Source organism: Aliidiomarina quisquiliarum (genome assembly GCF_023922585.1).
GTDB classification, from domain to species: domain Bacteria; phylum Pseudomonadota; class Gammaproteobacteria; order Enterobacterales; family Alteromonadaceae; genus Aliidiomarina; species Aliidiomarina quisquiliarum.
Window position 1 is genome coordinate 29,255 of sequence record NZ_JAMFTN010000053.1, and the last position, 26,164, is coordinate 55,418.

The 26,164-nt window shown below is 46.1% G+C and carries 27 protein-coding genes; 8 read left to right on the forward strand and 19 right to left on the reverse strand.

The window, feature by feature from the left end; all coding sequences use genetic code 11:
• The first annotated feature begins 21 nt into the window (after window positions 1-21).
• The 4 genes from M1L23_RS14265 to pepQ all read left to right on the forward strand — a co-directional run bounded on the left by M1L23_RS14265 (window position 22) and on the right by pepQ (window position 3,169).
• Window positions 22-741, forward strand: coding sequence for a DUF6776 family protein (locus tag M1L23_RS14265; protein WP_252628108.1), 720 nt, complete (start codon window positions 22-24; stop codon window positions 739-741).
• A 73-nt stretch (window positions 742-814) separates the two neighbouring features.
• On the forward strand, window positions 815-1,162 hold the full coding sequence (erpA, locus tag M1L23_RS14270) for an iron-sulfur cluster insertion protein ErpA (RefSeq protein WP_252628109.1): 348 nt from the start codon (window positions 815-817) through the stop codon (window positions 1,160-1,162).
• A gap of 213 nt (window positions 1,163-1,375) precedes the next feature.
• A complete protein-coding gene (locus tag M1L23_RS14275; RefSeq protein WP_252628110.1) occupies window positions 1,376-1,765 on the forward strand; it encodes a DUF3718 domain-containing protein in 390 nt (129 codons plus the stop codon).
• A gap of 96 nt (window positions 1,766-1,861) precedes the next feature.
• Window positions 1,862-3,169: a Xaa-Pro dipeptidase gene (pepQ, locus tag M1L23_RS14280; RefSeq protein ID WP_252628111.1), complete on the forward strand. Its 1,308-nt coding sequence runs from the start codon at window positions 1,862-1,864 to the stop codon at window positions 3,167-3,169.
• 31 nt (window positions 3,170-3,200) lie between these two features.
• Here pepQ and M1L23_RS14285 read toward each other — a convergent pair whose 3' ends face one another.
• On the reverse strand, window positions 3,201-4,310 hold the full coding sequence (locus M1L23_RS14285) for an anhydro-N-acetylmuramic acid kinase (protein WP_252628112.1): 1,110 nt from the start codon (window positions 4,308-4,310) through the stop codon (window positions 3,201-3,203).
• Window positions 4,303-5,604 carry a peptidoglycan DD-metalloendopeptidase family protein gene (locus M1L23_RS14290; protein ID WP_252628113.1) on the reverse strand — a complete coding sequence of 434 codons (1,302 nt, stop codon included), beginning with the start codon at window positions 5,602-5,604 and terminating at the stop codon, window positions 4,303-4,305. Before M1L23_RS14290 ends, M1L23_RS14285 begins: the two co-directional genes overlap by 8 nt.
• Before the next feature lie 151 nt (window positions 5,605-5,755).
• Here M1L23_RS14290 and tyrS point away from each other — a divergent pair, with 151 nt between their 5' ends.
• On the forward strand, window positions 5,756-6,958 hold the full coding sequence (tyrS, locus tag M1L23_RS14295) for a tyrosine--tRNA ligase (protein WP_252628114.1): 1,203 nt from the start codon (window positions 5,756-5,758) through the stop codon (window positions 6,956-6,958).
• A 98-nt stretch (window positions 6,959-7,056) separates the two neighbouring features.
• Here the strand turns inward: tyrS and M1L23_RS14300 are convergent, their stop codons facing one another.
• Genes M1L23_RS14300 through M1L23_RS14330 form a run of 7 tightly spaced genes read right to left on the reverse strand, consistent with a single transcriptional unit; the run spans window position 7,057 to window position 15,700 of the window.
• The gene (locus tag M1L23_RS14300) at window positions 7,057-9,057 is read right to left on the reverse strand and encodes a methyl-accepting chemotaxis protein (RefSeq protein ID WP_252628115.1); all 2,001 of its coding nucleotides are present in this window, start codon (window positions 9,055-9,057) and stop codon (window positions 7,057-7,059) included.
• A gap of 33 nt (window positions 9,058-9,090) precedes the next feature.
• On the reverse strand, window positions 9,091-9,903 hold the full coding sequence (locus tag M1L23_RS14305) for a symmetrical bis(5'-nucleosyl)-tetraphosphatase (RefSeq protein WP_252628116.1): 813 nt from the start codon (window positions 9,901-9,903) through the stop codon (window positions 9,091-9,093).
• Window positions 9,904-9,923: 20 nt separating this feature from the next.
• Complete coding sequence (gene apaG, locus M1L23_RS14310) at window positions 9,924-10,298, reverse strand: Co2+/Mg2+ efflux protein ApaG (RefSeq protein ID WP_252628117.1); 375 nt, start codon at window positions 10,296-10,298, stop codon at window positions 9,924-9,926.
• 1 nt (window position 10,299) lies between these two features.
• Complete coding sequence (gene rsmA / locus M1L23_RS14315; protein WP_252628118.1) at window positions 10,300-11,109, reverse strand: 16S rRNA (adenine(1518)-N(6)/adenine(1519)-N(6))-dimethyltransferase RsmA; 810 nt, start codon at window positions 11,107-11,109, stop codon at window positions 10,300-10,302.
• Window positions 11,102-12,094 (reverse strand): 4-hydroxythreonine-4-phosphate dehydrogenase PdxA, encoded by a 993-nt coding sequence (gene pdxA, locus M1L23_RS14320; protein ID WP_252628119.1) that lies wholly within the window; start codon window positions 12,092-12,094, stop codon window positions 11,102-11,104. Before pdxA ends, rsmA begins: the two co-directional genes overlap by 8 nt.
• The gene (gene surA, locus M1L23_RS14325; RefSeq protein WP_252628120.1) at window positions 12,094-13,377 is read right to left on the reverse strand and encodes a peptidylprolyl isomerase SurA; all 1,284 of its coding nucleotides are present in this window, start codon (window positions 13,375-13,377) and stop codon (window positions 12,094-12,096) included. Before surA ends, pdxA begins: the two co-directional genes overlap by 1 nt.
• 10 nt (window positions 13,378-13,387) lie before the next feature.
• A complete protein-coding gene (locus M1L23_RS14330) occupies window positions 13,388-15,700 on the reverse strand; it encodes an LPS-assembly protein LptD (RefSeq protein WP_252628121.1) in 2,313 nt (770 codons plus the stop codon).
• A gap of 115 nt (window positions 15,701-15,815) precedes the next feature.
• Here M1L23_RS14330 and M1L23_RS14335 point away from each other — a divergent pair, with 115 nt between their 5' ends.
• Genes M1L23_RS14335 through djlA form a run of 3 tightly spaced genes read left to right on the forward strand, consistent with a single transcriptional unit; the run spans window position 15,816 to window position 18,336 of the window.
• The gene (locus M1L23_RS14335) at window positions 15,816-16,808 is read left to right on the forward strand and encodes an aminoglycoside phosphotransferase family protein (protein ID WP_252628122.1); all 993 of its coding nucleotides are present in this window, start codon (window positions 15,816-15,818) and stop codon (window positions 16,806-16,808) included.
• A complete protein-coding gene (gene murU / locus M1L23_RS14340; protein WP_252628123.1) occupies window positions 16,805-17,497 on the forward strand; it encodes an N-acetylmuramate alpha-1-phosphate uridylyltransferase MurU in 693 nt (230 codons plus the stop codon). The genes M1L23_RS14335 and murU overlap by 4 nt, the downstream gene beginning before the upstream one ends.
• Window positions 17,497-18,336 (forward strand): co-chaperone DjlA, encoded by an 840-nt coding sequence (gene djlA, locus M1L23_RS14345; protein WP_252628124.1) that lies wholly within the window; start codon window positions 17,497-17,499, stop codon window positions 18,334-18,336. The genes murU and djlA overlap by 1 nt, the downstream gene beginning before the upstream one ends.
• On the opposite strand, the gene M1L23_RS14350 is transcribed toward djlA, so the two are convergent.
• The 10 genes from M1L23_RS14350 to metK all read right to left on the reverse strand — a co-directional run bounded on the left by M1L23_RS14350 (window position 18,333) and on the right by metK (window position 25,945).
• Window positions 18,333-19,295, reverse strand: coding sequence for a DUF3530 family protein (locus M1L23_RS14350; RefSeq protein WP_252628125.1), 963 nt, complete (start codon window positions 19,293-19,295; stop codon window positions 18,333-18,335). The genes djlA and M1L23_RS14350 overlap by 4 nt on opposite strands.
• On the reverse strand, window positions 19,177-19,827 hold the full coding sequence (locus M1L23_RS14355; protein WP_252628258.1) for a pseudouridine synthase: 651 nt from the start codon (window positions 19,825-19,827) through the stop codon (window positions 19,177-19,179). The genes M1L23_RS14350 and M1L23_RS14355 overlap by 119 nt, the downstream gene beginning before the upstream one ends.
• A 46-nt stretch (window positions 19,828-19,873) precedes the next feature.
• Entirely contained in the window at window positions 19,874-20,608 is a 735-nt protein-coding gene (locus M1L23_RS14360; protein ID WP_252628126.1) for a glucose 1-dehydrogenase, read from the reverse strand.
• Window positions 20,609-20,745: 137 nt separating this feature from the next.
• Window positions 20,746-21,726: a hypothetical protein gene (locus M1L23_RS14365; protein ID WP_252628127.1), complete on the reverse strand. Its 981-nt coding sequence runs from the start codon at window positions 21,724-21,726 to the stop codon at window positions 20,746-20,748.
• Between the two features lie 3 nt (window positions 21,727-21,729).
• Window positions 21,730-22,020, reverse strand: coding sequence for a hypothetical protein (locus tag M1L23_RS14370; RefSeq protein ID WP_252628128.1), 291 nt, complete (start codon window positions 22,018-22,020; stop codon window positions 21,730-21,732).
• A gap of 84 nt (window positions 22,021-22,104) precedes the next feature.
• Entirely contained in the window at window positions 22,105-22,542 is a 438-nt protein-coding gene (gene ruvX, locus M1L23_RS14375) for a Holliday junction resolvase RuvX (RefSeq protein ID WP_252628129.1), read from the reverse strand.
• Window positions 22,535-23,089 carry a YqgE/AlgH family protein gene (locus M1L23_RS14380; RefSeq protein ID WP_252628130.1) on the reverse strand — a complete coding sequence of 185 codons (555 nt, stop codon included), beginning with the start codon at window positions 23,087-23,089 and terminating at the stop codon, window positions 22,535-22,537. Before M1L23_RS14380 ends, ruvX begins: the two co-directional genes overlap by 8 nt.
• Window positions 23,082-24,038: a glutathione synthase gene (gene gshB / locus M1L23_RS14385; protein WP_252628131.1), complete on the reverse strand. Its 957-nt coding sequence runs from the start codon at window positions 24,036-24,038 to the stop codon at window positions 23,082-23,084. The genes M1L23_RS14380 and gshB overlap by 8 nt, the downstream gene beginning before the upstream one ends.
• A gap of 30 nt (window positions 24,039-24,068) precedes the next feature.
• A complete protein-coding gene (locus tag M1L23_RS14390) occupies window positions 24,069-24,800 on the reverse strand; it encodes a 16S rRNA (uracil(1498)-N(3))-methyltransferase (protein ID WP_252628132.1) in 732 nt (243 codons plus the stop codon).
• Between the two features lie 2 nt (window positions 24,801-24,802).
• Window positions 24,803-25,945, reverse strand: coding sequence for a methionine adenosyltransferase (metK, locus tag M1L23_RS14395; RefSeq protein ID WP_252628133.1), 1,143 nt, complete (start codon window positions 25,943-25,945; stop codon window positions 24,803-24,805).
• Window positions 25,946-26,164 lie beyond the last annotated feature (219 nt).

Genomic DNA, 26,164 nt, shown 5'->3' on the forward strand with positions numbered 1-26,164 from the left:
TTCCAACGAGGAGTTTATTACGTGTTTAGCCTTGGCAGCCCGTTAACCATACGAAGCTTCGTAGTTCTTGCATTGGCCTTAATTGGTGCTTTGTTTTTAGGTTATTACGGTGGAAATGCGCGAGTGCATTGGCAAAATGATCGCGTCGCCTGGCTTGAGCAGCAACATAGTAATTTATACCAGCGGCTAGATCAGTTAGAATACAAAAATAACATACTGCAAGTAGAGCTCGATGTAGAACGGAGTGCAAGTCGCTCATTACAAAATGAGCTTCGTGGGGTGCTGGAAGACAAAGCCAGTATTACTCGAGAGTTAGCCTTTTACCAGCGGGTGATGGCACCTGAACTAGACACTAACGGTGTAGCGGTAGACTCCTTTGTAATTGTGGCTGCCACAAGCCCCAATACCTATTACTTTCGCCTTATTTTATTACAGTTAGAACGTGCGCAGCAACTGGTTCGAGGCCAGTTTGAAGTAACAGTTAAAGGTCAGCAGAGCGGCGAACGGGTTGAGTTAGACGTACTAGCAATGGCGGAACTTGGTGACAAAGCCAATGAATTCACCATGAATTATTATACGTTGTCAGAAGGTACATTTAAGCTGCCGGAATTATTTGTACCGCAAAGTGTTATGGTGAAAGTAAAGGTAGGTAATAGCCGTCAGCTTGAACGAGCTTATCAGTGGCAAGACTTACTTAGTAACCCCGCTGTAATTGAACAAAGCACGGCAGACGAAAGCTAAGCGAAGCACAAACTAACACGTACTTATTGAAACGTAGTAATTAGGTAAATTTTAACAAAGGTAAAAATAAAACATGACTAGTGTAGAACAGGCTATGCCACTTGAGTTTAGCGATGCTGCAGCAATGCGGGTTCATGCGCTTATCGCAGAGGAAGAGAATGACCAGCTTAAGTTGCGAGTATTTATTACCGGAGGGGGTTGTTCAGGCTTCCAGTACGGCTTTACGTTTGACGACAAAACTAATGCCGACGATTTCAAAATAGAGCGCAACGGGGTGGCCTTGGTGGTAGACCCAATGAGCCTACAATACTTAATGGGCGGCGTGGTAGATTATGAAGAAGGGTTACAAGGGGCTCGTTTCTTTGTTAGCAACCCAAATGCAACTAGCACCTGTGGTTGTGGCTCTTCATTTTCTGTGTAGGTTCGTAGTTTTATTGCTAACGAGGGTGTGCCTTGTATTATCACAGCCTTAGCGCTAGCAAGAGGCTATTGCGCAAAAATAAGAGTGATAACGCTCAGAAATTAAGAGTTGAATTAACAAAATACGAACACGAAATCAATTGATTTAATAAACAAATCAAGCAAAATCTAGCATTGTTTTAGAGCTCTACTACAGAGCAAGGAGTATAAAACAATGCGATTATCAAATCATTTTATGGCTTTTCTTGTGGCCGCCGTAGTCTTTATGCTGCCAATTAAAAGTAAAGCTGCGGATATGGTGGCAGAAGGTTTGTGTAGTGCCGTTGTTGCTGATGATAGGCAGCGCATGCGCACTATACTTAGTAATCACAATATACGCTTGCGCAATGTGTTCACTAATGTGCGCTGCAATGGCTATAGCTTGCTGCAATTTGCTATTACTGCTGAAGCTATAGATGTAGGTGAAATGCTGATTCGGCTGTTACCTACCAGCGCTATTGAAGGCGATAAAATTAACGGCGAAAGTGTTATACACTGGGCTGAAAAAGCTGGTTATGCTTCGTCGCCAGTACTGGCCGTAGTACGCGAACGAGTGAGCTATTAAAACCACCAAAAATTATTAAGCCCGTGCTTCAGTAACATGAAGCACGGGCTTTTTTTTGTTACACTGCAAGTACATTTACTTCAGTAAGAGGGGCGTATGAGCCTGTACCAAGAGCACCTAAAAACTGTAACACGTCGCTTTAATGAGGCGCTTGAAGCAAACGGTTTCGACAGCGTACTTATCTTTGCGGGCCAGCCTGCAGTGGCTTTTCTTGATGATAATACTTACCCATACCGAGTAAACCCATTCTTCAAATACTGGGTGCCGGTAGTAGAAAGCCCGAAAAGTTTTATTTTTTATAAAATAGGCGAAACACCGCGGGTATTTTTATTTCAAGAACGCGACTTTTGGCATACGCAACCGCAAGTACCTTCTGGCGACTGGCAGCAAATGGTAGACATAACTTTAGTTGATGCTATTCAGCCGGTACGCACAGCGTTATCTGGCCAGTTAGCTAAAACCGCATACATAGGTGAAAGCTTTGCTCCCCTACCTGAATGGGGCATTAACAATATGAACCCACAGGGGCTAATTGACCACTTGCACTTTCAGCGTCGTTTAAAAACTGAATATGAACTTAGCTGCATGAGAAAGGCCAATATAATAGCCGCTCGGGGCCATAATGCGGCTAAGGCTGCTTTTGATAACAAAGCCAGCGAGCTTGAAATTCATCATGCCTATTTAGCAGCAACACAGTGCCATCAAGCGCAATTGCCTTATAACAGTATTGTGGCGTTAAACCAAAACGGGGCGGTTTTGCATTACGACAAATACGACACATTAGCCCCGGCTGAACATCGCTCCTTCTTAATTGACGCTGGCGCTTTGTATAATGGCTACTGCGCAGACATAACCCGTACTTATAGTGCGTCGAGCAGCGGCTTTTATGCCGAATTAGTCGAGGCTATGGATCAAGCCGAACGTGACATTATTAGCGAAATTGAAGTGGGCCGTTCTTACTACGACTTGCATGTGGCTATGCACCATAAAATTGCAGGGCTATTAAGTCAGTTCGGTTTTCTTAAAATTGATGCCGCGACCATTTATGAACGTGGTTACACCAATGCATTCTTTCCGCATGGTTTAGGTCATTTTATTGGCTTACAAGTACACGACGTAGCGGGTTACTTGAAAAATGCTCAGGGTGAAAGTTATACCCGTGATGCACGCCATGCTTTCTTGCGTTTACGCAGCGACATTGAAATTGGCCAAGTATTTACTATTGAGCCAGGTTTATATGTGGTCGATCAGTTACTAGAAGAGTATGCGGGTAATGAAGACTTTAATTGGCAACGCATTGCCGAGCTGCGTCCATTTGGTGGCGTGCGGGTTGAGGACAGCGTGCATGTTACCAAAAACGGCGTTGAGAACATTACCAGAGATGCATTTGCTAGTTTGAAATAGCCGGTAAAGCGAACTAAAAACGCCTGCCGGCTTATAAGGCAGGCGTGTAGCAACCTAGTACCGCTGCCCGTTTAGCCCCTGTCACTGCAGTTAAATTACCCACTAGCCCTGCTACATGGCAATGGGCTAACCAAGCAAACAAAATAGCCTCTACCCAATCAGGGTCTACACCTAAGGCATCAGTACTTTGCCAGTCAATGGCAGTAGCTAAGCTTTGTAACCGAACAAGCAATTGCTTATTGTGTACACCGCCCCCGCATAAATACACCTGCTGCGCAGGAGCAAATTGCTTGAGCGCTTGAATAACCGAGTGTGCAGTTAATTCAACTAAAGTAGCTTGTACGTTTATTGGCTCAAGCAGGCTTTGCTTGCTTAAGTGCTGCTGTAGCCAGTTTAGCGTAAAGTATTCACGGCCAGTGCTTTTTGGTGGTGCTTGTTGAAAGTAAGGATCGGCTAAGCAACTTTGAAGTAAGCTTACATTCACTGTACCTAAGCTAGCCCAGGTTCCATCTTTGTCGTACCGGCCCGCATGATGTTGCTGGTACCAAGCGTCAAGCAAGGTGTTGGCGGGGCCGCAGTCAAAGCCTATAACTTCGCCATGTTGCGGTAGCCAGGAAATATTGGCAATGCCACCCAAATTAATTACAGCACGGTTAACGTTTGGCGAATGAAAAAGAGCTCGGTGTAAGGCTGGTGCCAGGGGTGCACCTTGACCACCAAGGGCAATGTCTTTTTGTCTAAAATGCGAGACCACGGCAATACCCGTATTAGCAGCTAATGTTGCGGCACAGCCCAGCTGTAGGCTGAAAGCAGGGCTTAATTCAGGGTGATGGCGCACGGTTTGGCCATGACTGCCAATGGCGGTAATGTCACTTGCAGTTAAATTACATAAGGTCAAAAGTTGCTGCACCGCTTCACTAGCCACGAGCGCAAATTCCCGATCGGCTAAACCAAACGCCACTAGCTCATTGGGTTGAGGGGTGCATAAGCTTTGTAAGCGTTGCTGCAACGGAAGTGGAAAAGAATGGCTGTAACATTGGAGGAGCTTTATTTGCTCCCCCTGCATCGAAATTAATGCTAAATCAATAGCGTCAATACTAGTGCCAGAAAGAATACCAATATAACGCTGGTGATTAGTCATTATTGAAAGCGAGGAATATACGCTGACGGCTCGCTATCATAGCCATTTTTTGCTCGGCAATGGCGGTAAAGGGCTTGAGTTCATCGGCTGGTAACGATTCTGACTGTGGTAAGTTTACCGTACGCGGATTACGGTGCGTACCGTCGACTAAGAACTCATAGTGCAAGTGAGCACCTGTTACTCGGCCAGTTGCGCCAACTCGGCCAATAATTTGGCCTTGACGAATGCGTTCACCGTTATTCACATGGCGACGGCTTAAATGCAGATATTTAGTAACATAGCGTTCGCCATGCTGAATGAAAATATAGTGGCCATTTAAATTGTTATAAGCACTTGCAATAACACGGCCGTCGCCAGCAGCCATTACCGGCGTACCTGTAGCGGCTGCATAGTCGATACCATTATGGGGCGCTACACGCCCAGTTACCGGGTGTAAGCGGCGCGGGTTAAAGCTTGAGCTTACGCGGGTGAAATGCACTGGCGCCCGCAAAAAGCTTTTGCGCATATTCTTCCCGGCAGGGGTGTAATAATTGCCATTTTCATGTCGTACTGCACGAAAGGTTTCGCGCTGGTTAACAAACTCAGCCGCAACAATGTTGCCAGTACCCACGTATTCGCCATCAACAAACTTTTGCTCGAACAACACCGCAAAATGGTCGCCCTGACGAATGTCTAAGGCAAAGTCTATATCCCACCCAAACAGTTCGGCAAGGTTCATAATTTGAGATTGGGTAAGCCCAGCTTCAACACCCGCATTCCAGAAATTACTAGTAATAGATGCCTGCGCAAACTCTAAGCGGCTTTCAAATTCTTTGGTTTCACGGCTAGCAATGTAGTCGTTGTCGCTTTCCTGAGAGCGCAAAACAAAGGTATCGGTGTCGTTCAGCGCATAGCGCAATTCGATAATATGATTATTAGCGTCTTTGGCTATTTGAATTGAATCGCCAGGGTGCACCCGGCGTAATAAATTGTCTTTATCTGCTTTTGTTAAGCGGTACAGTTGTTGGGCCGAAAATCCAAGGCTAGAGAATATACGGGCCAAGCTGTCGCCAGGTTGAATTTCATAGTCTACCCAGTCAATGTCTTGCTGCGTAGGCTCATCAAGCTCGTTTAAAGCAAGGGTTAAGGGCAGTGGGTAGCGTTTACCAAGCTCAAGCATGGTTTCGGCTTGCTCATGGTTGCGCGACGCACTAGCGCGCTCTGAAGGCCAGAATAAAAGGATCAGTAAAAGCGCGGTAATACCCGATATCGTAATTTTATGACGTCGTGGAAGCATACGAACGACGTTTTTCATTGGCTTAACCATAAAAAGAAACCTAATTGCAACGCAGTCAGTAGCATAATAGCATTTTATGCTGTTGGCTAGTGCTGAGTTATTTCAATAAAAAGCTGCTTTGCAGTAGAATGGTCTAAATGTAAAAAGTTCATGTTAACTGGAGTAAAGAATGAGTATTAAAGTGGCTGAGGCAATGGCACTCATTACCCGTGGTGTCGACGAAATACTGCTAAGCGAAGAATTGGAAAAGAAGTTAAGCCGTGGCAAGCCACTTACAATTAAAGCGGGTTTTGATCCAACCGCGCCAGACTTACATTTAGGACACACAGTTTTACTAAATAAGCTGCGAGTGTTTCAAGACTTAGGGCATAAAGTAGTATTTTTGATCGGTGACTTCACCGGTATGATTGGCGATCCTTCAGGTAAAAATGTTACTCGCAAACCCTTAAGTCGCGAAGAAGTATTGGCCAATGCGGAAACCTATAAAGAGCAAGTTTATAAGGTTCTCGAACCTGCGAAAACCGACGTACGCTTTAATAGCGAGTGGATGGGGGTAATGGACGCTGCGGGCATGATCAAGCTTGCTGCTCGCCAAACCGTTGCCCGAATGCTTGAGCGCGATGACTTTAAAAATCGTTATAAAGAAGGCCAGCCCATTGCTATTCACGAGTTTATTTATCCTTTAGTACAAGGCTGGGATTCGGTAGTGCTGAAAGCCGATGTTGAAATGGGCGGTACTGATCAGCGTTTTAATTTACTAATGGGGCGAGAGCTGCAACGTGAGGAAGGGCAAGAGCCACAAACCGTTATTACCGTTCCTTTACTTGAAGGCCTAGACGGCGTACAAAAAATGTCGAAGTCGTTAGGGAACTACATTGGTATTACTGACGCGCCAAACGATATGTTTGGGAAGATAATGTCGGTGTCAGACGAACTTATGTGGCGCTATTTTGAACTGCTTAGCTTCCGTTCTGCTAGTGACATTAATGACTTACAAGATGCGGTTGCCAAGGGTGAAAACCCGCGTAACATTAAAGTGTTGTTAGCGAAGGAACTGATAGGTCGCTTTCACAACGAAGCTGCAGCCGACGCGGCAGAACAAGACTTTATTCAACGCTTCCAGAAAAATGCAATACCAGATGACATCGACGACGTTGAACTAACGCTTGACGATGCACAGCTAGGTATTAGCAGTGTGTTACGCGAGGCCGGCTTAGTGCAGTCAACGTCTGAGGCAATGCGCATGATTAAGCAAAATGCAGTGCGTATTGATGGTGAACGAATTACCGATGCTAAACATGAGTGCGAGCGAGGCTCTTCCGCTGTCTACCAGGTGGGTAAGCGTAAATTTGCTCGGATCAAGTTAAATTAAGCTGTTTTAATAGTAAGTATTTAGAACCGAATAAAAAGGGCGCTGATAAGCTATCAGCGCCCTTTTTCGTTAATGTTTCGGTTAATAACTAAAAGTAATTATAACCGGAAACTACGAATTGATTCTTGCATCTCCGCCGCTAAGCGCGCCACTTCGTCGCTTGCTTCGTCAGTTTGTAATGCGCCGGCTTCAGCACGTTCGGCAATCGCAACAATGCGTTCTAAGGTTTCACTAATTTCACGGCTAGTCGCACTTTGCTCTTCCGCGGCAGTGGCAATATGTGTACTGCTATCTGAAGCTTGGTGCACTGCGGTGGTAATTGCTTCTAATGCTTTAGCTTGCTCTTCGGTTTGAGTAACGCTTGTTTCGGCCTGCTTACGACCACGCTCCATAACCTCTACAGCCCGCGCGGAGTCGGTTTGTAGGCTTTCTATCATGCGTTGTATTTCTTCGGTAGACTGTTGAGTTCTGCTCGCAAGAGTTCGAACTTCATCGGCTACTACAGCAAACCCACGGCCTTGTTCGCCCGCTCTTGCAGCTTCAATAGCAGCGTTCAAGGCGAGTAAGTTAGTTTGGTCGGCAATACCGCGAATAACATCAAGAATGCTACCAATATTTGAGCTGTTTTCAGAAAGTTGGTTAATAACTTCAGCCGCATTTTTAATTTCAACGGCTAGGCCTTCAATGGTACGGCGGTTTTGGTCGGCAATAACTTTAACGCGGCCAGCTTCTTCGTCGGAATGCTGAATTTCACGTAGTGCGTCGGTGGCTGCCCGGGCTACTTCTGAAGAAGTGCTGGTCATTTCATGGGTAGCAGCAGCTACTTGCTCTACTTGTGAGCGCTGCTCTTGAATAGCGCCTCTACTTTCAGCCGACACGCTCGAAGACTGTTCAGCTGCCGTGGCCAGTTGGGTGGCGCGGTTCGCAATACCCTCAATTAAACCACGTAGGTTATCAATTAGTTTATTAGTGTTTTTGGCTAACTCACCAAACTCGTCGTCGTTAGTGTCATCAAGTGTCTGGCTTAAATCACCTGCTGCTAAGGTGTTCAAAATACTATTTACACGTGCCAATGGAGCCGTAATAGCACGCACCGTTAAAAAGCTAATACCGATAGCTAACAGCACAGAAGCCAGTGTTAAAACAATATTGATCCAGCTGCCACGGGCAATGGCGCCGTCAGCGTCTTGACGAATTGTTTGCGCTAAACTTTGCACTTGTCGTTGCAACTGCGTCATATCAAGTAATAACCGGTCCATTCGCTCTGCGTTAGCATTTATTTGCTGCTGACTACGAGCCCGCAGTTGCAATGAATGTTGAATTACTTCAACTAATGCAGTGGGTGAACCTATCAAAGAGTCTGAAGCAGAGCGGATACTTTGGGCAATGTCAGCTATAAGTGGATGGTTGGGGGCTAACGTACGAACCTTTTCAAAGCGCTCGTGAGCCGTGTTAATAGCAACTTCAATTTCACTGCGAATAATATCGGCACGATTAATCTCTTCTACCTTAAGTATGTCGTAGCCTAAAGTAACCAAACTGTTTAAGGTGCCTTCAAGTAAGCCAGACTCATTAAACAACTCACGAGAAATGTCGGCTTCATCGGTAAGATCTAACAGCAGCATGGCTGCGCTGTCGGAGGAGTTTTCAACTTCACGAATTTTCTTTTGGCTAAGCTCAGTGAGTTCAAGATATTCGCGTTGTGATGAAATAACCGCACCAGCGTCAGTAACAAAATTATTTGAGCGATCAATTACGTCTTGAATATTAGTCCGTTGGCCTGACGCGTTGAGTATGGCGGTTAAGTTGCGGATATCAGTTTCTAATCGACTTTTATTATTCGTATAAGCAGCGCGAGCTTGGGCAACGGCTTCAATAGTGCCTGAATGGTAGCTTTCTAATTGAATATTACTAATTTGTAGCAGCTCTGCCTGCACCGAACCAACGCCTACCAGCGAAGGAATAGCGATTTCATTGACTTGCTCGCTTGAAGAGCCAACACTTTTCAAGCCAAGAAAAGAGCTCACACTGATAACAAAAAGTAATGCTGTAATGATGGTAAACCCACCTATAACGCGCATTGCAACGGTAATTCTCATAAATAAGCTCCACACACTACTAAAGTTTGTTTTCTAGCTTTCCAAAGAAGGAACGCTAACTTTTTCTTGTCGATCGCAATCATAAAGAGTTAATGGCCCGCCCCAAATGCAACCCGTATCAAGACCAATAATATCATTCCGTTCTGTTTTGCCACAGAGTGCAGCCCAGTGGCCAAAAAAAAGGGTTGTCTCACTCTCAGGTACAAAACTATACCATGGTTTCAGGTTGGCCGGGACTTCCAAGTGTGGTGGTTCTTTCCACGATAAGTCAAGGCGGCCATCAGTAGTACAATAACGCATCCTTGTTAGTGCATTGATTATAAATCGGTATCGGTCATAACCCAATAAACTTGAACACCACTTGTCCGGTTGGTCACCATACATGTGCATTAAAAGTTGTTTCCAGTCGCTGCCAAGCAAAATACTTTCCACTTCAGAAGCGTATTCGCTTGCTTGGTGAACATTCCAAGCAGGGGGAATACCTGCATGGCTAACAAACAGATTGTTGCAGTTATCACTTAGGGTAAGCGGCTGATGCCGCAACCAGCCTACGAGCTGGCTTATGTTGGGTGCACTCAGCAATTCTCGGGTACAGTGGCTTGCGCGTATGGGCTGGCAGCCACTATAAACCGCAAGAAAATGCAGATCGTGATTACCCAATGTGCATTGAAAAGCATTATCTAAGTTGGCTAAGTAAGTTAGCGTGCGTAAGGGGTCAGGACCTCGGCCGATCAAATCACCTACGGCCCAAAGTTCGTCGCGGCTTGGGTTAAAGCCCACCGTACAAAGCAGGCTTTGCAGTGTGGTGTAACAACCATGAATATCACCAACAATATACCTGCTCATGTAAACATCTCGCTGTGCTATTAATGCAGAATATTCGGTAGTGCTAGTCGGAACTGAGGAATAGCCACATTAAATGGCATGCCAGCTTTATTAATCATGCCATAGCTACCTTGCATAATACCAACAGGTGTTGAAAGTACTGTACCACTGGTGTAACTAAATGAGTCGCCAGGTGCTATTAGTGGTTGCTGGCCAACCACACCGTCACCTTCTACTTCAGTTACTTCACCGTCGGCATTGGTAATGGTCCACTGGCGGGTTAGCAGCTGAACTTGTTCAGTGCTTTGGTTTGTTAGTGTAATGGTATAAGCGAAAACAAATTGATTCTGCGCTATCTTCGATTGTAATGGCAGATACTGAGTTTTAACTCGCAAAGCAATAGTGGGTTCAAGCATGTTATTGGTCTGTGTTTTCAGTGAGCCAGTTGGCAATATTTACAAAGTCGGACACGCTTAAAGTTTCAGGGCGAGCCGAAGGGTTTAGTCCTAAAGCTTCAATTTGGCTGTCGTTCATTAACTCTTTTAAATTGTTGCGTAGGGTTTTGCGCCGTTGATTAAACGCCGTATGGCACACACTATTAAGCATTGCACGATCAAGTACTGGATACGGCGGCTTGGCATAAGGCGCTAGTCGAACGACAGCCGAGTTAACCTTTGGTGCAGGTGTAAAAGCTTCTGGCGGAACATCAAGCACTAGGCTTACTTCAGCACACTGTTGCACCATAATAGACAACTTTCCAAAGGTTTTGCTACCAGGGCCTGCAGCCATGCGGTCAACCACTTCCTTTTGCAGCATAAAGTACATATCTTCAACTACATCGAGCGACTGCAATAAATGGAATATAAGCGGGGTAGAAATATTGTAAGGTAGATTACCAAACACCCGTAACTTACCGCCGAGCGACTCAGCTAAGGCATGGAAGTTAAACTTTAACGCGTCGCTACGATGCACTGTAAGCAAAGAGCTTAAAGTTGGGTGGTTTTCTAATCGTGCGGCTAAGTCTCGGTCTAGCTCAATTACATGCAAGTGGCCACTCATTTCGGCTACGGGCGCTGTTAAAGCAGCTAAACCCGGGCCAATTTCAACTAGATTTTGCTTAGGAAGTGGGCCAATAGCGGCCACAATGTCATGAATTACTTGCTCATCGTTGAGAAAGTTCTGACCGAAACGTTTGCGAGCACGATGCCCGAGCATAGACTTACTCATAAGTAGTATTTACTGCCATGGTTAGTGCTTGAGAAATTGCAATGCGGAAGCTACCAGTGTCGGCTTTGCCAGTACCAGCAAGGTCTAGCGCGGTGCCATGGTCAACAGAGGTGCGAATAAAAGGCAACCCTAAAGTAATGTTTACCGCATTACCAAAACCTTTATATTTTAATACTGGTAACCCTTGGTCATGGTACATTGCCAGCACTACGTCTGCATTCGCTAAAAATTTAGGCTGGAAGATTGTATCCGCGGGTAATGGACCAATAAGTTGGTAACCACGCTGTTGTTTTAGTACTTCAAGTGTTGGCGTTATGGTATCAATTTCTTCGTAGCCTAAATGACCACTTTCACCAGCATGCGGGTTTAGCCCACAGACTAAAATACGCGGCTGGGCAATACCAAACTTAGCTTGTAGGTCGTGATGCAAAATGTCGATTACTTTAACTAAGCGTTCTCGGGTAATTGCTTTAGACACACAAGCTAAAGGAATATGAGTGGTAACCAGTGCCACCCTTAAGCCTTCGGTAGCAAGCATCATAACTACATCGCTGCAACCGGCTTGCTGGGCAAAAAATTCGGTATGGCCGCTAAAGGCGACCCCAGCTTGGTTAATAATGCCTTTGTGAACCGGGCCAGTTACAATGGCGTCTAGTTCGCCATTTAAGTTGGCCGCACTTGCTGCAGTTAAGGTAGCCACCACATAAGTGCTGTTAGCTTCGTTTAATTGGCCCGCCACAACAGGCGCCTGTAATGGAATATGCTGCAACGTTAGTGTTCCAGCTGCTTGTGCCTGGGCAGCGGTGCTAGGGTTGTAGTCTACCAAGGTAAGTGGCAAACCTAGCATATTAGCCCGCTCTAACATTAAATTACGGTCGGCAAAAACAACCAGCTCAGCAGGCCAATTTTGCTGGGCCAAACTAATAATAAGGTCGGGCCCTATACCTGCCGGCTCGCCGGGTGTTATGGCAATACGTTGTGTCATTAATCTTTAAACTCAATATAAGCGCTATCGCGGGTTTCTTGTAGCCAAATATCTAACTCTTCTTGATATTTCCTGCTAAATAACAGTTGGCGAGCGCGTTCTACTAAGCGTTGATCGGTGACATCTTGCACTCGGCGTTCTAAAACTTCAACAATATGCCAGCCATGTTCGGTGCGGAATGGCTCACTAACGCGACCAATTTCTAAAGTATCTACTTGGCGTTTAAATTCGGGCACATACATGCTAGAAACAGCAAAGCCTAATTCGCCACCGTTGCGTGCTGAGCCAACATCTGCTGAATATTCACTTGCCAGCTCAGCAAAGCTGGCGCTGCCGTTGATCAGTTGCTGGCGAATATTTTCTAGCTGTTGTTGCACTTTTGCTTCAGAAAGAATTACTGAAGGACGAATGAGAATATGGCGGGCACGAACCTCTTCCACTTCCGCTTGCTCTAGCCCTCGTACATCATGTACTTGCAAAACATGGAAGCCGATACCGCTGCGTAGTGGGCCCACAATAGCTCCTTTGTGAGCGTTGCTTTCAACTGCCGAAGCAAACAAAGTAGGCATTGAATTTAGTGTTAACCAACCCATGTCGCCCCCTTCAAGGGCATTTGAAGCACTAGAAACAGACACCGACAAGTCGCGGAAGTTAGCACCACTATTCAGCTCCTGAACAACTTGCTCGGCTTGTATGCGGCTTGCTTCTACATCAAGGTTGCCGTCGGCGTCTTGAATACGAGCAAGAATGTGTCCCATTTGATATTCAGTTTGCGAGCCACCTTGCTCTTTAATAAGTTGAACCAGCATGTCTATTTCTTGCGGGCTCATGTATATACGGCGCTGCACCGATATGCGTTGTACCTCGGAAGTAACAATTTGCTTGCGAATGTCTTCGCGATAACTGCTCCATGCTTGGCCGCTGCGCTCAACCTGTGTGCGTAAGTTTTCTGTCGTCATATTGTTTTCTGCAGCAATACCCCGAATGGCTTGGTCAAGCTCGGCGTCGCTAATAACGAAACCCATGCGGTTGGCCATTTCCAGCTGTAAAGCTTCGGTAATAAGGCGTTCGGTTACTTGAATACGTAGGGCCGAATCACTTGGCGGTGTACGGTGCTCTTTTTCCAAGTTTTGTTTTACTTGGGTAATTAGTGCCTGCACTTCACTTTCAAGTACCACTCCACTGTTAACTACAATTGCGATACGGTCGAGTTCTTGTGCTGCGGCGTTACTTACCATAAGAGCAAGTACTAAGCCGGTAAAATAAACTTTCAAACGATTCATATAAATTCCACTAATTACTTAAATAAAACGGACGACGATAGCCGAAGATACTTTGTTGAAGCATGTCAGTTAAGCGCTGTGACCCGCCACCTAAACCAGTAAGCATGAATTGAATGCTTACACCGTTGTCAAATTCTGCAGGTGGTACAGGTGCATTTGGTGCCACAAGCTCGAAACTACGATTCATTCTACGATAGGCACTTACTCTAATAGACCAGCAGCAGCTTTCGTATTGAAGGCCAACTAAGGCGTCCATGGTTGTGCCACGGCGTACGTCTTGATACAAGTGGGCAGCTAAAGCCCAGTCTGAATCAATGTGCCATGAAGATACAAGACCTACCTGTTCAACTTGCTGTTCTAAATTTTGTTGCTCAGTGCCAGCTAAACCGCGTACTTTTCTATAGTTTAACTGAATTAAGTTATCATTGCCTTTACGGTACTCGGCGGCTAACCGCGCCTTTCGTGCAATTTGCAAGGTGGTATCGTACTGCAAGGCACCACTAAAAAACCAGTGTTCACTAACTCGGAAGTCTAACTCGCCTGCCAATTCCGAGTTACTCGCGGTAATTCTACTGCTGTCATCGAAAAGTTGAGTTTTACTTTCGTCGAGATAGAAAATTTGACCCAAGCTGATCCGCATAAGTTCCTCGGCGGCGGCATCAAAAATACCCGTTGAAGCTCCAATGATAATTTGGTGCGCGTCGGCAATACGGTCTAGGCCCGCAAAGCGGCGGGGTCTAAATAAACCGTGGTAATCGTCTTGAATTAAGCTGGTGTCATAAATACCGATATCATTTTGGTTACGATATGGCACATATAAATATTGAATTTGCGGAGTTAACGTTTGCAAGCCGTTGTTTTTGCCGAAGCTGCGCTCTAAATGTAAACGAGCACGGGTACGTACCTGTGGGAGCAAACGGGTAATAGAACCAACGTTGGTACCAGCAATGTTATTTTGTTCGTAGTGAGTGACAAGGTAGCTTAATTCGGTTTTCCAGTCCCAGCCAGGGCGTTGTAAATGCATGCCTATGGTTGGCTCAAGGTGTAAACGCGATGTATGAGAGCTACCATTTTCAACGCTGCGGAAGTGAGTAAACTCAGAAAACAAGTTGTAGTCAAGTAAAGAATTAATGCTTTTTTGTTGCTTATAGCTTACACGCGGCAAGGTGCGATATGGTTGAGTGTAAGGTCCAAGCATTTGGAAGTCTTCTACCTGCACTTGCAGGTGGCTTGATTCGTCATGGTAATTTATTTGCCCTTGGCGGTATAAATGAGCGTCGGCACGGTTGGCAAAGTCACTATTAAAGTCGTTGATATAGCTACTGTCGCTTACTTGCATAAACTCCACATAACTTGACCAATGGTTGCTTAGCTCAGATTTGTTCTCGATACGTAAAAAATGTCGGTTCGGGCGTGAATCAATATTACGGTCGCCATTTAGGTATTCACCATTAAGTTGAAAGTTGTGGCGCTCGGTTAGTTGCCGATATTCACCCATCAGCATAATGCCACGTTTACTGGTGTAACGAGGCGTGATAGTGGCGTCTCGATCAGGCGCAATATTAAAATACCAAGGTGCTTCTACTTCTAAACCATTACGCGAAGTACTGCGAACCACGGGGTAAAGTAGGCCGCTTTTACGTTCATCGGTTAACGGAAATGTAAAGTGTGGGACATATAGAATTGGCACGTCGAAAATACGAAATTGGGCGTTTTTGGCGGTGCCCCACGATTCTTGCTCATTAACGGTAATGCTTTCAGCACGAATTTGCCAAGCAGGACGGTTGCCTGGGCAGGTGGTAAAGGTACTATTACCAAGGCTTACGCTGCGTTGGCCCTGGGGCGCAGAAATGTTAATAAAACCAGCGGTGCCATAGGCTGAGTTTTGCAAAAGCAAATACTCAGCAGCGCCCACTTCGGCGCTGGAGTCATTCATGTTTGCATTAATTTCATTTGCCCGAATTGCCACGTAGCCGTCACCGTAGCGAATACCGTTGTAGGCCCGCAAAATACCAGTAGACTGATTCATTTCGGCATTATTTGTAATTAACCATTGGTTTTCTTGGCGTAACGCCACATTGCCAGAAAAAATGGCAAAGTTATTTTCTTTTAACTGCACAAAGTCTGCTTCTACTTCAATTAAGTCTGGGTTTTCTGAAATAAGGAAGTCGTCTATATTTGGCAGCCAGCTAGGCATTATTTGGCATTGTTGGGGAATAACATAAGCGTTTCCCGCATGGTTTTTGGCCTCGGCTCCAATTGCTTGGCCGAGGGCCAAGCAGGAAGCAAAAATAACGGAAATGAGGCGCGGCCGAATTAACATGAACAGTTCGAATTCTCTTAGGACTTTTAATAGGCGCTAATGATAAAGGAAAATTCATCTTCCTGCTATTTGATAACGCTATTTGCTAATATAACCAAAATGTAAGGAGAACGCTGTGAGCAAGCCACAACGAGAGTTAGAACTACAGGCTTGGCTGCGTGCAAAAAGCACGTTAACCGAGCCAAAAATAAAAATTTTAGCTGGCGACGCAAGTTTTCGCCGCTATTATCGTGTTAGCTCACCTACTTCCGATATGACGGAAGTATTAGTAGATGCACCGCCGCCAGAGTCGTTAGAACCGTTTCATTCAGTGGCATTGGCCTATGCCAACGCTGGTTTGTCGGTGCCCACCGTGATTGCGGTTGAGGAAGAACTAGGGGTCATGTTGCTGGAAGATCTAGGTGACACTTTACTATTGCAAACAGATTGCGCCGCCTATGATAGGTATATTCAAGCCATTGACTTACTACCGCAAATAATGAGTGTTCAGAGCACGCGGCTTGGGCCTATACCAAATTATGATAGTGCTTTGCTGGAACGAGAAAACAACCTGTTTGTGGATTGGTTGTTGAATAAGCATTTGGGTATCGAGTTAACCCCTGATGAGCGTGTAATGTGGGCTAATTTTACCAGAGTAATGAATGACAATGCGTTGCGGCAGCCCCAGGTTGGGGTTCATCGCGACTATCATTCTCGTAACATTATGGTGCGTAGCGACGACAGCTTAGCCCTCATTGATTTTCAAGATGCTGTGCGTGGGCCAATAACCTACGACTTGGTGTCGTTACTTCGAGACTGTTATGTACAGTGGCCCAATGATTTTGTTGAGGGTTTACTAGGTTATGCCTACGACTTGTTTATTGAGCAAAAATTGCTTGCTGAGTCGGTAAGCTTTATTCACTTTCGGCGCTGGTTCGACTTAATGGGCTTGCAACGCCACACCAAAGCTAGCGGCATTTTTGCTCGCTTGTACCACCGCGACGGTAAAGCCGGCTATTTAAACGACATACCACAAACCGTAAGCTATATAGCGCAAGTAGCCGTTTACTACGATGAATTGCGGGAGTACGGGCGCTGGGTAGAAAAGCGGATATTGTCGGCTTTATGAAAGCAATGATTTTGGCCGCAGGCCGGGGCGAACGAATGCGGCCACTCACCGACACAACGCCCAAGCCATTATTAAAAGCGGGTGGTAAACCGCTGGTGGTTTGGCACCTAGAAAAGCTTGCTCAGGCTGGCATTACCCATGTGGTTATAAATACCGCATGGCTAGGCGCCAAGCTAGAAGCGGCTATTGGTAATGGTGCTCAGTGGGGGCTGCAGGTGTGCTGGTCGCCGGAACCAGCTGGGGGGCTAGAAACTGCCGGAGGCATTATTCAAGCTTTGCCCCTACTAGGGGATGAGCCATTTTGGGTAATTAATGGCGATATATGGACCAACTTTGATTTTTATGAGTTGCCCAAAACACTAAGCAAAGATAACTTGGCTACTTCCGATCCATTAGGACATCTGGTATTGGTTGATAACCCAGCACACCATAAGCGGGGCGACTTCAGCCTCGACTTAAATAACAAAGTGGTTACGCAAGGTTCACCGCTTACTTTTAGTGGAATTAGTGTTTTACACCCACAATTATTTTCAGGTTACCCAGCAGAGCGTTTAGCACTACGGCCTTTGTTCGAGCAAGCCATTAGCAACGGACAGTTAACCGGGCGGCACTTTAAAGGGTTTTGGACAGACGTAGGCACGCCCGACCGTTTACATGCATTAAACCAATATTTGCAGGGGGTTGAATAATGTGGGGGCGGGTACTTGGCACAGCGTTTGGTTTTATTTTTGGTAAAGTTGCCGGTGCTGTTTTAGGTTTTGTTATTGGCTACTGGTTTGACTGGAAATACGGCAAACCCTTAGCCGGGCATGGGGGCTTTAGCAGTTTATTTAGCGGAACATCCGAAGCGCCAAAAGAGGCGACATTTTTTTATGCGCTGTTTGCTGCACATGGGCATATAGCTAAAGCAAAAGGCCGTATTAGCGAACAAGACATTGCCGAAGCCCAGCAGCTTATGAATGAGCTTGAATTGTCTGGTAGTGCTTTAGACGAAGCGCGCGATGCCTTTCGTGAAGGCAAAAGTAGTCACTTCCCTCTGGTTGCTACATTAACTCAATTTCGTCGTGACTATCATAACCGCAGGGCGGTACTGCAATCGTTTATGTTACAGCTCATAGCGCTATTAATTCGAGCCCAGCCGCTAACCAAAGACGCTTATGAATTATTACTGCAAGTAGCCACTACACTTGGTTTTACCCGATTTGAACTTGACCGTTGGCTGCTAATGGAATCGGCCCAGCAACAGTTCGATCGCTTTGTAAAATACAACCAACGCCGCGCTACCGTATTAAGTGCAGACAAGCATATTCTGTCGGCTTACAGTGTGCTAGGTATTGAGCCTAAGGTAACCGATCAGGAACTGAAAATAGCTTACCGTAAGTTAATGAGTGAACACCACCCGGATAAACTTGCCGCACAAGGCTTACCTGAAGAAATGCTAGCTAACACAACGCGACGGGCACAAGAAATTCAGGCGGCTTATGCACTTATTCGCAACAGCCGGGCCGAGTCGAATACATCCCGTTAAAACCCTTCATAAGCAAGCCAGCCATATACATATTGATGCAGCTGTAGTGCTTGGCCTGAAGTAACGGCATGGGGCAAAAATCGCTGGCGATAAGCAGGGTGTTGCAAGCGCCGAGCTTGTTTAACGCGGTCTGCGGCGGTGCTTGAGCTCCATGCACTAGCGTTCGCAGGTTGTAGATCGAGAACTGGGAATGAAAAGCTAGCTAATTGTGCCGCTAGGGCGTTATTTAAGTGCCATTGTGGCAAATAGGGGCCTACAACTACTAATGCATCGGGCGCAGGAATAGCTTCGGTGGCATAAAGTTGAATAAGAAACGCGGCCACCACCCCTTCAGCCACCACAATTCTATAACCTGGTTGTTGCTCTAGGTGCTGTAATGCTTGCGTTAACCGTTGCTGCAAAGGCTGGCGTAGCTCTGCAAGCGCTTCTTGGCTTATGGGTGTTGGAAAGGGGGTGTTATTGTCGGTTTGCCATGGCACGGCAGCTAGCTCGCTATAAGGTGGTTGTAGTGCATAACTTTGCCAACCATAGCTGGGCATAGTGTGGTATAGCTCACGAATAACAACGCTTTGGTACGGATGCATACCCCAGTTAGGAATATGTACCATTAAGCCCCGCACATAAGAAAGTTGATTTTGCTTATGCAGCAAAAGGTAACGTTGGTCGGGCAGTTCACTATCATTCACCCACTGCACTTCGCCGGGTGGCAAATAATAGTCGAAATCGTTTGTTTGGCCGTTAGCATTGCTTGGCCAAATACAGTAAACAATTATTATCAACGGGGCTATATAGTTCATAACCTTGTTATCGGCGTCGCCTAATAGTTCTGCAGTAAAAGTATTAAAAACTAGGTGAACTATTAAACTGCATGGGTAAGCCGCTAATTGGGTGCGCAAAGGCAAGGTAACTAGCGTGTAGCTGCAAGCGGCTGGCTTGGCTAACCGCATGGGGTTGGCCATACAAACGGTCGCCTTGAATAGGGTGGCCCAAGGCCAACATGTGTACCCGTAGTTGGTGCGAACGGCCGGTAATTGGGGTTAGCTCAACCCGAGTCCAGGTTGGGCCACGATCCATAACAGTATAAAAGGTTTGTGCGGCTTTGCCGCTGTCGTGATCAACCATTTGCTTAGGCCGGTTAGGCCAGTCGCACCGCAGGGGTAAATTAATTTCGCCCGCATCTGTGGTTACATTGCCGTACACCACGGCTTGGTAATTCTTATCAACCAAACGCCGTTCAAACTGCTTACCAAGGTTACCCTGAGCAGGTTTGTGCAACGCCATAAGCAATATGCCCGACGTTGCCATATCAAGCCGATGCACAATGCGTGCAGTAGGTAAGGCGCGCTGTACCCGCCAAATAATGCTATCGAAATGCTCAGGCGCTTTGCCCGGCACTGTTAATAAGCCAGGCTGTTTATTGAGTACCAAAATATCGTCGTCTTGATACAAAATAGACAACCACGGAGTTTGTGGTGGTTGGTAATTAAACATAAATACTGTATTGGCCCCGGGCTCACTTGGCTTTAGGTTGGTAAGCTTATTGGCAGGTAATGCCACCGTCGACAACAAATTCGGCGCCTGTTGAATAGCTCGAATCGTCTGAGGCTAAGTAGAGTACCAAGCTAGACACTTCTTCTGGTTTTGCCATTCGCTTTAGTGGAATTGTTTTAGCAAAAGCTTCCACCGCTGCTTTGGTGTCGCCTTGCATAATCATAGGTGTTTCAATAACGCCAGGGTGCACCGAGTTTACCCGTATATTGAATGCAGCATATTCTAACGCGGCCGCTTTGGTCATGCCACGCACAGCAAATTTAGAGTCTGTATAACCAATAGCGCCACCTACTAAGCCGTTAATAGACGATACGTTCACAATAGAACCACCTTGCGCTTTTTTCATTGACGGTAAAATCGCCTTCATTCCAAGGAAAACCGAGACCTGATTAATGTCTAAAATACGGCGGTAGGCCTCTAAAGATGTGTTTTGAATAGACGAAACCATTGTAATGCCAGCATTGTTAACCAATACATTAACAGCACCGAAGTGTTGCTCAGTAGTGCTGATTACCCGTGCCCAATCTTTTTCATTAGTTACGTTTTGTTGAATAAACAACGCATTCTCGCCTAACTCGGTGGCTAGTGCGCTGCCCTTTTCTTCATTTAAGTCGGTAAGCACCACGCGTGCGCCTTCAGCAATAAATAAGCGTGCATGAGCCGCGCCCATGCCCTGAGCGGCACCGGTAATGATAACTACTTTATTTTTTAAACGAGCCATGTATGTGACCTCTATAACGCTTTTGAATGCGCCCCAATGACAAGGCATAAGCTTGCTACTTTAGCAAAAAACGACTGAGATGTTTTGTCTAACTAGCAATTACTGCTGGTTAAATGGCTAGTGTGAAACAACCCCGACTAAATTGTTTTTATGGTTATATTACCATTTATAACATGTAATGCGTTGCTGCTGCTTAGTTGGCCAACACCTAGCGGCGCCGGCCCGGTGGGATCAACCACTACATAGTGCATACCATTATGTTCAATGGTTATGTCTTGTGCTTGTGCATTTATGGTAAGCGCCAGCAGGGCGTGGTTTGGTAAATAAACCACCGCCATATTCATATTTGGCATGAGGCCCTTCAAAATAGCAGCCAATAAAGTAACTTTACTGTCGCAATCACCCTGGTTCTCTAAAAGAAGTCGAGCAGGAGTATGAAAGCCCTTACCACCACTATCAAGCCGACGGGTTAAGTCGTTATAAGGTATGGCCTGAACAAAGCTGGTGATTATACTTATGTATTCACGCACAGAAGCACCACTTAAACTGTCTAAAAAGGAGCTGGCAACGGGCGTTAATAGTGCTGTATTAGCAATGGCAATACGAGCGTGATCAGGGGCAATACCGAATTGGTTTGGCGGCATAGTTAAGAAAGTAAGAAAGTTCTCCTGTAGCACTTTTTGTCGTTCTATGTGCTCTTGTTCACGCATGCGGTTAATACGCACTTGAGCTGCTTGTGCATCTCGTAGGTGGGGCTGGTATTTTATTATGTCGCGATAGCTATTAAGCCGAATTTCCATTTGATACCAACCTTGTTCGCGGGCAAAGAAAGCTAGTGGTTTCAGCAGAGCTCGATTTATCTGTTGGGGGCTTAAGGGCCTAAAATAAGCAATAGACTCGTGGGTTTTGGGCTCATCAAGACTAAAAAGCAGGGTTCTTTGTTGGTTTTGGTGATCAAGCCATTGGTAATGGAAGTCATACTGGGCTAGTAATGGCTTGTGTTCACGTTGGAAAAGAATTTGTTGCGCAGAAGCTATAGGGCTAAAAGTTGTTAATGTTGCAAGCAGAAAATAAAGCAGCAAGGACGCTGGATAGGCCAAACGTGCCTGCCGCCACATAACTTAGAATTTCACTTCACTTATAGGATTATCAGCGAACTTTAAGTCGATTTGATATTCCGTGCCGCCAGCGTTAACGAAAAAATAAAGCTTTTCACGCTTAAATAATTCATGCAAAAACACATTTTTCACACCTGGCCGACGCTCAGGTAACCAGTCGGTTAATTCAACGCCGTAGCGATTCACTAGAATATTTTGAAACCGATCAGGGGTAACCAACAATAACTCTTTGTTATCGTCAATCAATATAATTGTATTCCCCGTAACACGAAACGGCTCTTCTTGTCTGAACAAGGTTGTCCCCTCCCCTTCAAATAGTGCTTGCAGGCTATAGTGCTCACTAACGACACTATAACTAAAGTTTTAATACACGCCAACTTATTGGCTGTGTAAGTTTAAATAGTCTTCGGCAATTAAGCAGGCCGACACACTGTCTATTTTGTCTTTTGTTAAACCACGGTAACCGCGCTCAGCAAATAATTCTTCTTTTGCACTTACGGTAGTTAAGCGCTCGTCTTGAAGTTCCACTTGCACGCCATAGCGACCATGCAGGCGATTGGCAAATTTACGCGCTAGCTGGGTTAGTTCCTGCTCACTACCGTCCATATTAAGTGGTAAACCAACCACACATAAGGTGGGCTGCCAGGTTGCTAATAACTGTGCTGTGGTGTCCCAGTTGGGTTGGCCGTCTTTTGCTTTTAAAGCGGCTAAAGGCGAAGCACTTTGGGTAAGGCTTTGGCCCACGGCGACACCAATACTTCTCAGCCCAAAGTCAAAAGCTAATATGGTGGTGGTACGTTTAGGAGAACTAGGCACGGCCTACATCGCTGCTTAATTGCCAAACATCAATACCTAGTTTGGCAGTGGCTTTTTCCCAGCGTTCACTGCTTGGGGTGTTAAATAATACGTCGGTGTCGGCAGGAATAGTTAACCAGCTGTTCTCAGCTAGCTCTTCTTCAAGCTGACCAGCTTCCCAACCAGCGAAGCCAAGGGCAAGCAAATAACGAGCTGGGGCGCGGTCCGAGCCCAAAGAGTCTAAAATGTCTTTTGAAGTGGTCACCATTACGTCGTCACTCAGCTGAAGGCTGCTGCGCCATCCTTCTTGTGGCGAGTGTAAAACGAAACCACGGTCAGTACCTACAGGGCCACCAGCAAACACCTGAATGTTTTCCAAGTTGGTATTGGTTACTGCCACGTCTACTTGTTTCAGTAGTCCAGCTAAAGTAATGTCCAAAGGCTGGTTTATCACCAGCCCCATAGCGCCTTCTTCGTTATGCTCACATATATAAGTAACCGAGCGCTCAAAAAATGGGTCTTTAAGGCTTGGCATGGCAATTAAAAAGTTATTTTGTAGACTATCCATGTTTTTTTGCCAATTCATTTTCTAATGCATCAAATAAGTCGCCAGCAATATTAATGTTATAGGTGTCTTCAATTTCACGCATGCAGGTTGGGCTGGTTACGTTTATTTCTGTTACTCGGTCACCGATTACGTCTAAGCCTACTAAATATAAGCCTTTTTCTTTTAAGGTAGGGCCAATTGCACGGGCTATTGCCCAATCGGTGTCGCTTAATGGCTGTGGCCGGCCTGTACCACCTGCGGCTATATTGCCGCGAGTTTCGCCCGCAGAAGGAATGCGAGCTAAGGCATAAGGAGCAGCTTCACCATTAATAATCAGAATGCGCTTATCGCCGTCTTTAATTGCCGGCAAGTATTCTTGCACCATGGTGTAGGTTTCACCGTGGTTGGTTAGGGTTTCTATGATTACGCCTAAGTTATTACCCGCGCTGTCGACGCGAAATATAGAAGCGCCGCCCATACCGTCGAGCGGCTTAATAATAATATCTTGATATTTCTTATGAAAGGCTCGAATTTGTTCAGCACTGCGGGTTACTAACATGCCAGGGATAAGGTCTGGAAACCAAGCGGTATATAGCTTTTCACCGCAGTCGCGCAGGCTTGCAGGGCGGTTAGCTACTAGGGCGCCGTCGCGCTGGGCTAAATCTAGAATATGGGTGGCGTAAACAAACTCCATATCAAAAGGAGGGTCTTTACGCATAATGATAATATCAACATCGCCTAGTTTCATAAGCTGGCGCTCGCCTAACTCATAAAAATTTTCGCTGCGGTCTGTTACCCGTAACGTGCGTGCAGAGCCATAAGGCACGCTACCGTCAATAAAAAGGTCAGCTAATTCGAAATAAAGCACTTCATGACCGCGAGCCTGAGCTTCTAAAGCTAAGCGGAAACTGGTGTCTTTATGCGGTTTAATGTCAGCAATAGGGTCCATAACGAAACCAACACGTGTCATAATTACTCCTTAAAAACACTGAATTCGAAACTAGCCAGCAAGATCTCCGAACTGGCATTGTAGCGCGGTTATAGCTGCAAGTGCAGCCGTTTCTGTGCGTAAAATGCGCGGTCCCATTTGTATACCTTGGCATTGGTGCAAATGACAGAGTGACACTTCTTGGTCGCTAAAACCACCCTCAGGGCCAATCAGAATTTCGAACGCCGTATTCGGTTTTAATGTTGCCAGCGAATCGGCTGCGGTAGGCTCTAGCATTAATCGCTGGCCAAGCGGTGCCTGTGCTAGCCACTCGGTTAAGGTTAAAGCAGGACGCACTTCGGGCACATAATTGCGCCCACTCTGTTCGCACGCGCTAATAACAATACGCTGCCACTGCTCTTGCTTTTTCGTTAACCGCTCCCCTTGTAACTTCACCGTGCAGCGCTCGGTAAATAATGGGGTAATCGACGTTACCCCAAGCTCCACCGACTTTTGCAGTACAAAGTCCATGCGTTCGCCACGCGAAATTCCTTGAGCAAGATGAATAGCAAGTGGCGACTCCACGTTATTTAGGTGGCTAAGGGCAATTTTCACCCGAACGTTTTTCTTGCTGGCGCTAATAATAGTGGCCTGGTACTCATGGTTATCGCCACAAAATAAAGTTAATTCAGCACCTTCACGCAAACGTAACACGCGACCAACGTGGTTGGCCGCGTCATCGCTTAGTTCAACTTCAGTACCTACGGCAATAGACGCAGCCTGATAAATACGCGGCGTACGCACAATTACACCGAATTTCTTAGTAAGTCTGCTTTATCGGTTTGTTCCCATGGAAATTCATTTCTACCAAAGTGACCATAAGCAGCCGTTGCTTGATAAATAGGGCGTTCTAAGTCAAGCATTTGAATTAAGCCGTAAGGGCGTAAGTCGAAGTGTTTACGCACTAGTTTCACTAAAGTTTCGTTGCTGTGGGCACTGGTACCAAAAGTTTCAATGCTAATAGAAGTAGGCTCGGCCACACCAATGGCATACGAAACTTGTAATTCACAGCGCTTCGCTAGGCCTGCGGCGACTAAGTTTTTAGCCACATAACGCCCCGCATAAGCAGCACTACGGTCTACTTTTGAAGGGTCTTTGCCCGAGAATGCACCGCCACCATGGCGAGCCATACCACCGTAGGTATCTACCATGATTTTACGACCGGTTAAGCCACAGTCGCCCATAGGACCACCAATTACAAAGCGGCCCGTTGGGTTAATATGAAACTTAGTGTCTTTATGTAACCACTGTGCAGGTAGCACGGGTTTAATAATAGTTTCCATTACCGCGTCGCGTAGCTCGCTTAAGCTAATGTCTTCGCGGTGTTGGGTAGAAAGAACTACCGCGTCAATGGCTACCGGTACCCCGTTTTCATAAACAAAGGTTAGCTGGCTTTTGGCGTCGGGGCGCATCCAGTCAAGTTCGGTACGGCGTACTTCAGCTTGGCGCTCTACAAGCTTGTGGGCATACACAATAGGTGCCGGCATAAGTACGTCGGTTTCGTCGCTGGCATAGCCAAACATTAAACCCTGGTCACCTGCGCCTTGGTCAGCAGGGGCGCCGCGGTCAACGCCTTGGTTAATGTCGGGCGACTGTTTACCAATGGCGTTCAATACTGCGCAGCTAGCGCCATCAAAGCCCATGTCGGAATGGGTGTAGCCAATGTTACGGACCGTGTCGCGGGTGATTTTTTCAATGTCTACCCAGGCGGTGGTGTTAATTTCACCACCAACGAGCACCATGCCAGTTTTTACATAGGTTTCGCAGGCAACACGTGCTTTTGGATCTTCCGCTAAAATAGCGTCGAGCACAGCGTCGGAAATTTGGTCGGCAATTTTATCTGGGTGTCCTTCAGAAACTGATTCTGAAGTGAATACATGGCGTGTCATAAGTAGTCCGTTTTCTATTTAGCTAATGCGATGATAATTGCTGAAACACATGCAACAACAACTGATACGTATTTAATTGGTAAAAGGGTACATGAAACGAGCTGTAAAATCCACAGTTAGCCATCTAAAAGTCTAAACATCTTTTCTAGGAAATGGTGCTTTGAGCAAGTAATAGTCATGACTAGGTTTGCGCCTAGGCTGGGAATATAAGACAATACC

Coding starts and splice junctions, on each gene's coding strand:
- rsmA (WP_252628118.1), bottom strand. CDS start 11,109: ATGAGTAAGTCTATGCTCGGGCATCGTGCTCGCAAACGTTTCGGTCAG.
- M1L23_RS14275 (WP_252628110.1), top strand. CDS start 1,376: ATGCGATTATCAAATCATTTTATGGCTTTTCTTGTGGCCGCCGTAGTC.
- erpA (WP_252628109.1), top strand. CDS start 815: ATGACTAGTGTAGAACAGGCTATGCCACTTGAGTTTAGCGATGCTGCA.
- surA (WP_252628120.1), bottom strand. CDS start 13,377: ATGAATCGTTTGAAAGTTTATTTTACCGGCTTAGTACTTGCTCTTATG.
- pdxA (WP_252628119.1), bottom strand. CDS start 12,094: ATGACACAACGTATTGCCATAACACCCGGCGAGCCGGCAGGTATAGGG.
- pepQ (WP_252628111.1), top strand. CDS start 1,862: ATGAGCCTGTACCAAGAGCACCTAAAAACTGTAACACGTCGCTTTAAT.
- M1L23_RS14290 (WP_252628113.1), bottom strand. CDS start 5,604: ATGAAAAACGTCGTTCGTATGCTTCCACGACGTCATAAAATTACGATA.
- metK (WP_252628133.1), bottom strand. CDS start 25,945: ATGACACGCCATGTATTCACTTCAGAATCAGTTTCTGAAGGACACCCA.
- gshB (WP_252628131.1), bottom strand. CDS start 24,038: ATGACACGTGTTGGTTTCGTTATGGACCCTATTGCTGACATTAAACCG.
- murU (WP_252628123.1), top strand. CDS start 16,805: ATGAAAGCAATGATTTTGGCCGCAGGCCGGGGCGAACGAATGCGGCCA.
- M1L23_RS14330 (WP_252628121.1), bottom strand. CDS start 15,700: ATGTTAATTCGGCCGCGCCTCATTTCCGTTATTTTTGCTTCCTGCTTG.
- M1L23_RS14350 (WP_252628125.1), bottom strand. CDS start 19,295: ATGGCCAACCCCATGCGGTTAGCCAAGCCAGCCGCTTGCAGCTACACG.
- M1L23_RS14305 (WP_252628116.1), bottom strand. CDS start 9,903: ATGAGCAGGTATATTGTTGGTGATATTCATGGTTGTTACACCACACTG.
- apaG (WP_252628117.1), bottom strand. CDS start 10,298: ATGCTTGAACCCACTATTGCTTTGCGAGTTAAAACTCAGTATCTGCCA.
- M1L23_RS14285 (WP_252628112.1), bottom strand. CDS start 4,310: ATGACTAATCACCAGCGTTATATTGGTATTCTTTCTGGCACTAGTATT.
- djlA (WP_252628124.1), top strand. CDS start 17,497: ATGTGGGGGCGGGTACTTGGCACAGCGTTTGGTTTTATTTTTGGTAAA.
- M1L23_RS14355 (WP_252628258.1), bottom strand. CDS start 19,827: ATGTTTAATTACCAACCACCACAAACTCCGTGGTTGTCTATTTTGTAT.
- M1L23_RS14360 (WP_252628126.1), bottom strand. CDS start 20,608: ATGGCTCGTTTAAAAAATAAAGTAGTTATCATTACCGGTGCCGCTCAG.
- M1L23_RS14300 (WP_252628115.1), bottom strand. CDS start 9,057: ATGAGAATTACCGTTGCAATGCGCGTTATAGGTGGGTTTACCATCATT.
- tyrS (WP_252628114.1), top strand. CDS start 5,756: ATGAGTATTAAAGTGGCTGAGGCAATGGCACTCATTACCCGTGGTGTC.
- M1L23_RS14380 (WP_252628130.1), bottom strand. CDS start 23,089: ATGGATAGTCTACAAAATAACTTTTTAATTGCCATGCCAAGCCTTAAA.
- M1L23_RS14365 (WP_252628127.1), bottom strand. CDS start 21,726: ATGTGGCGGCAGGCACGTTTGGCCTATCCAGCGTCCTTGCTGCTTTAT.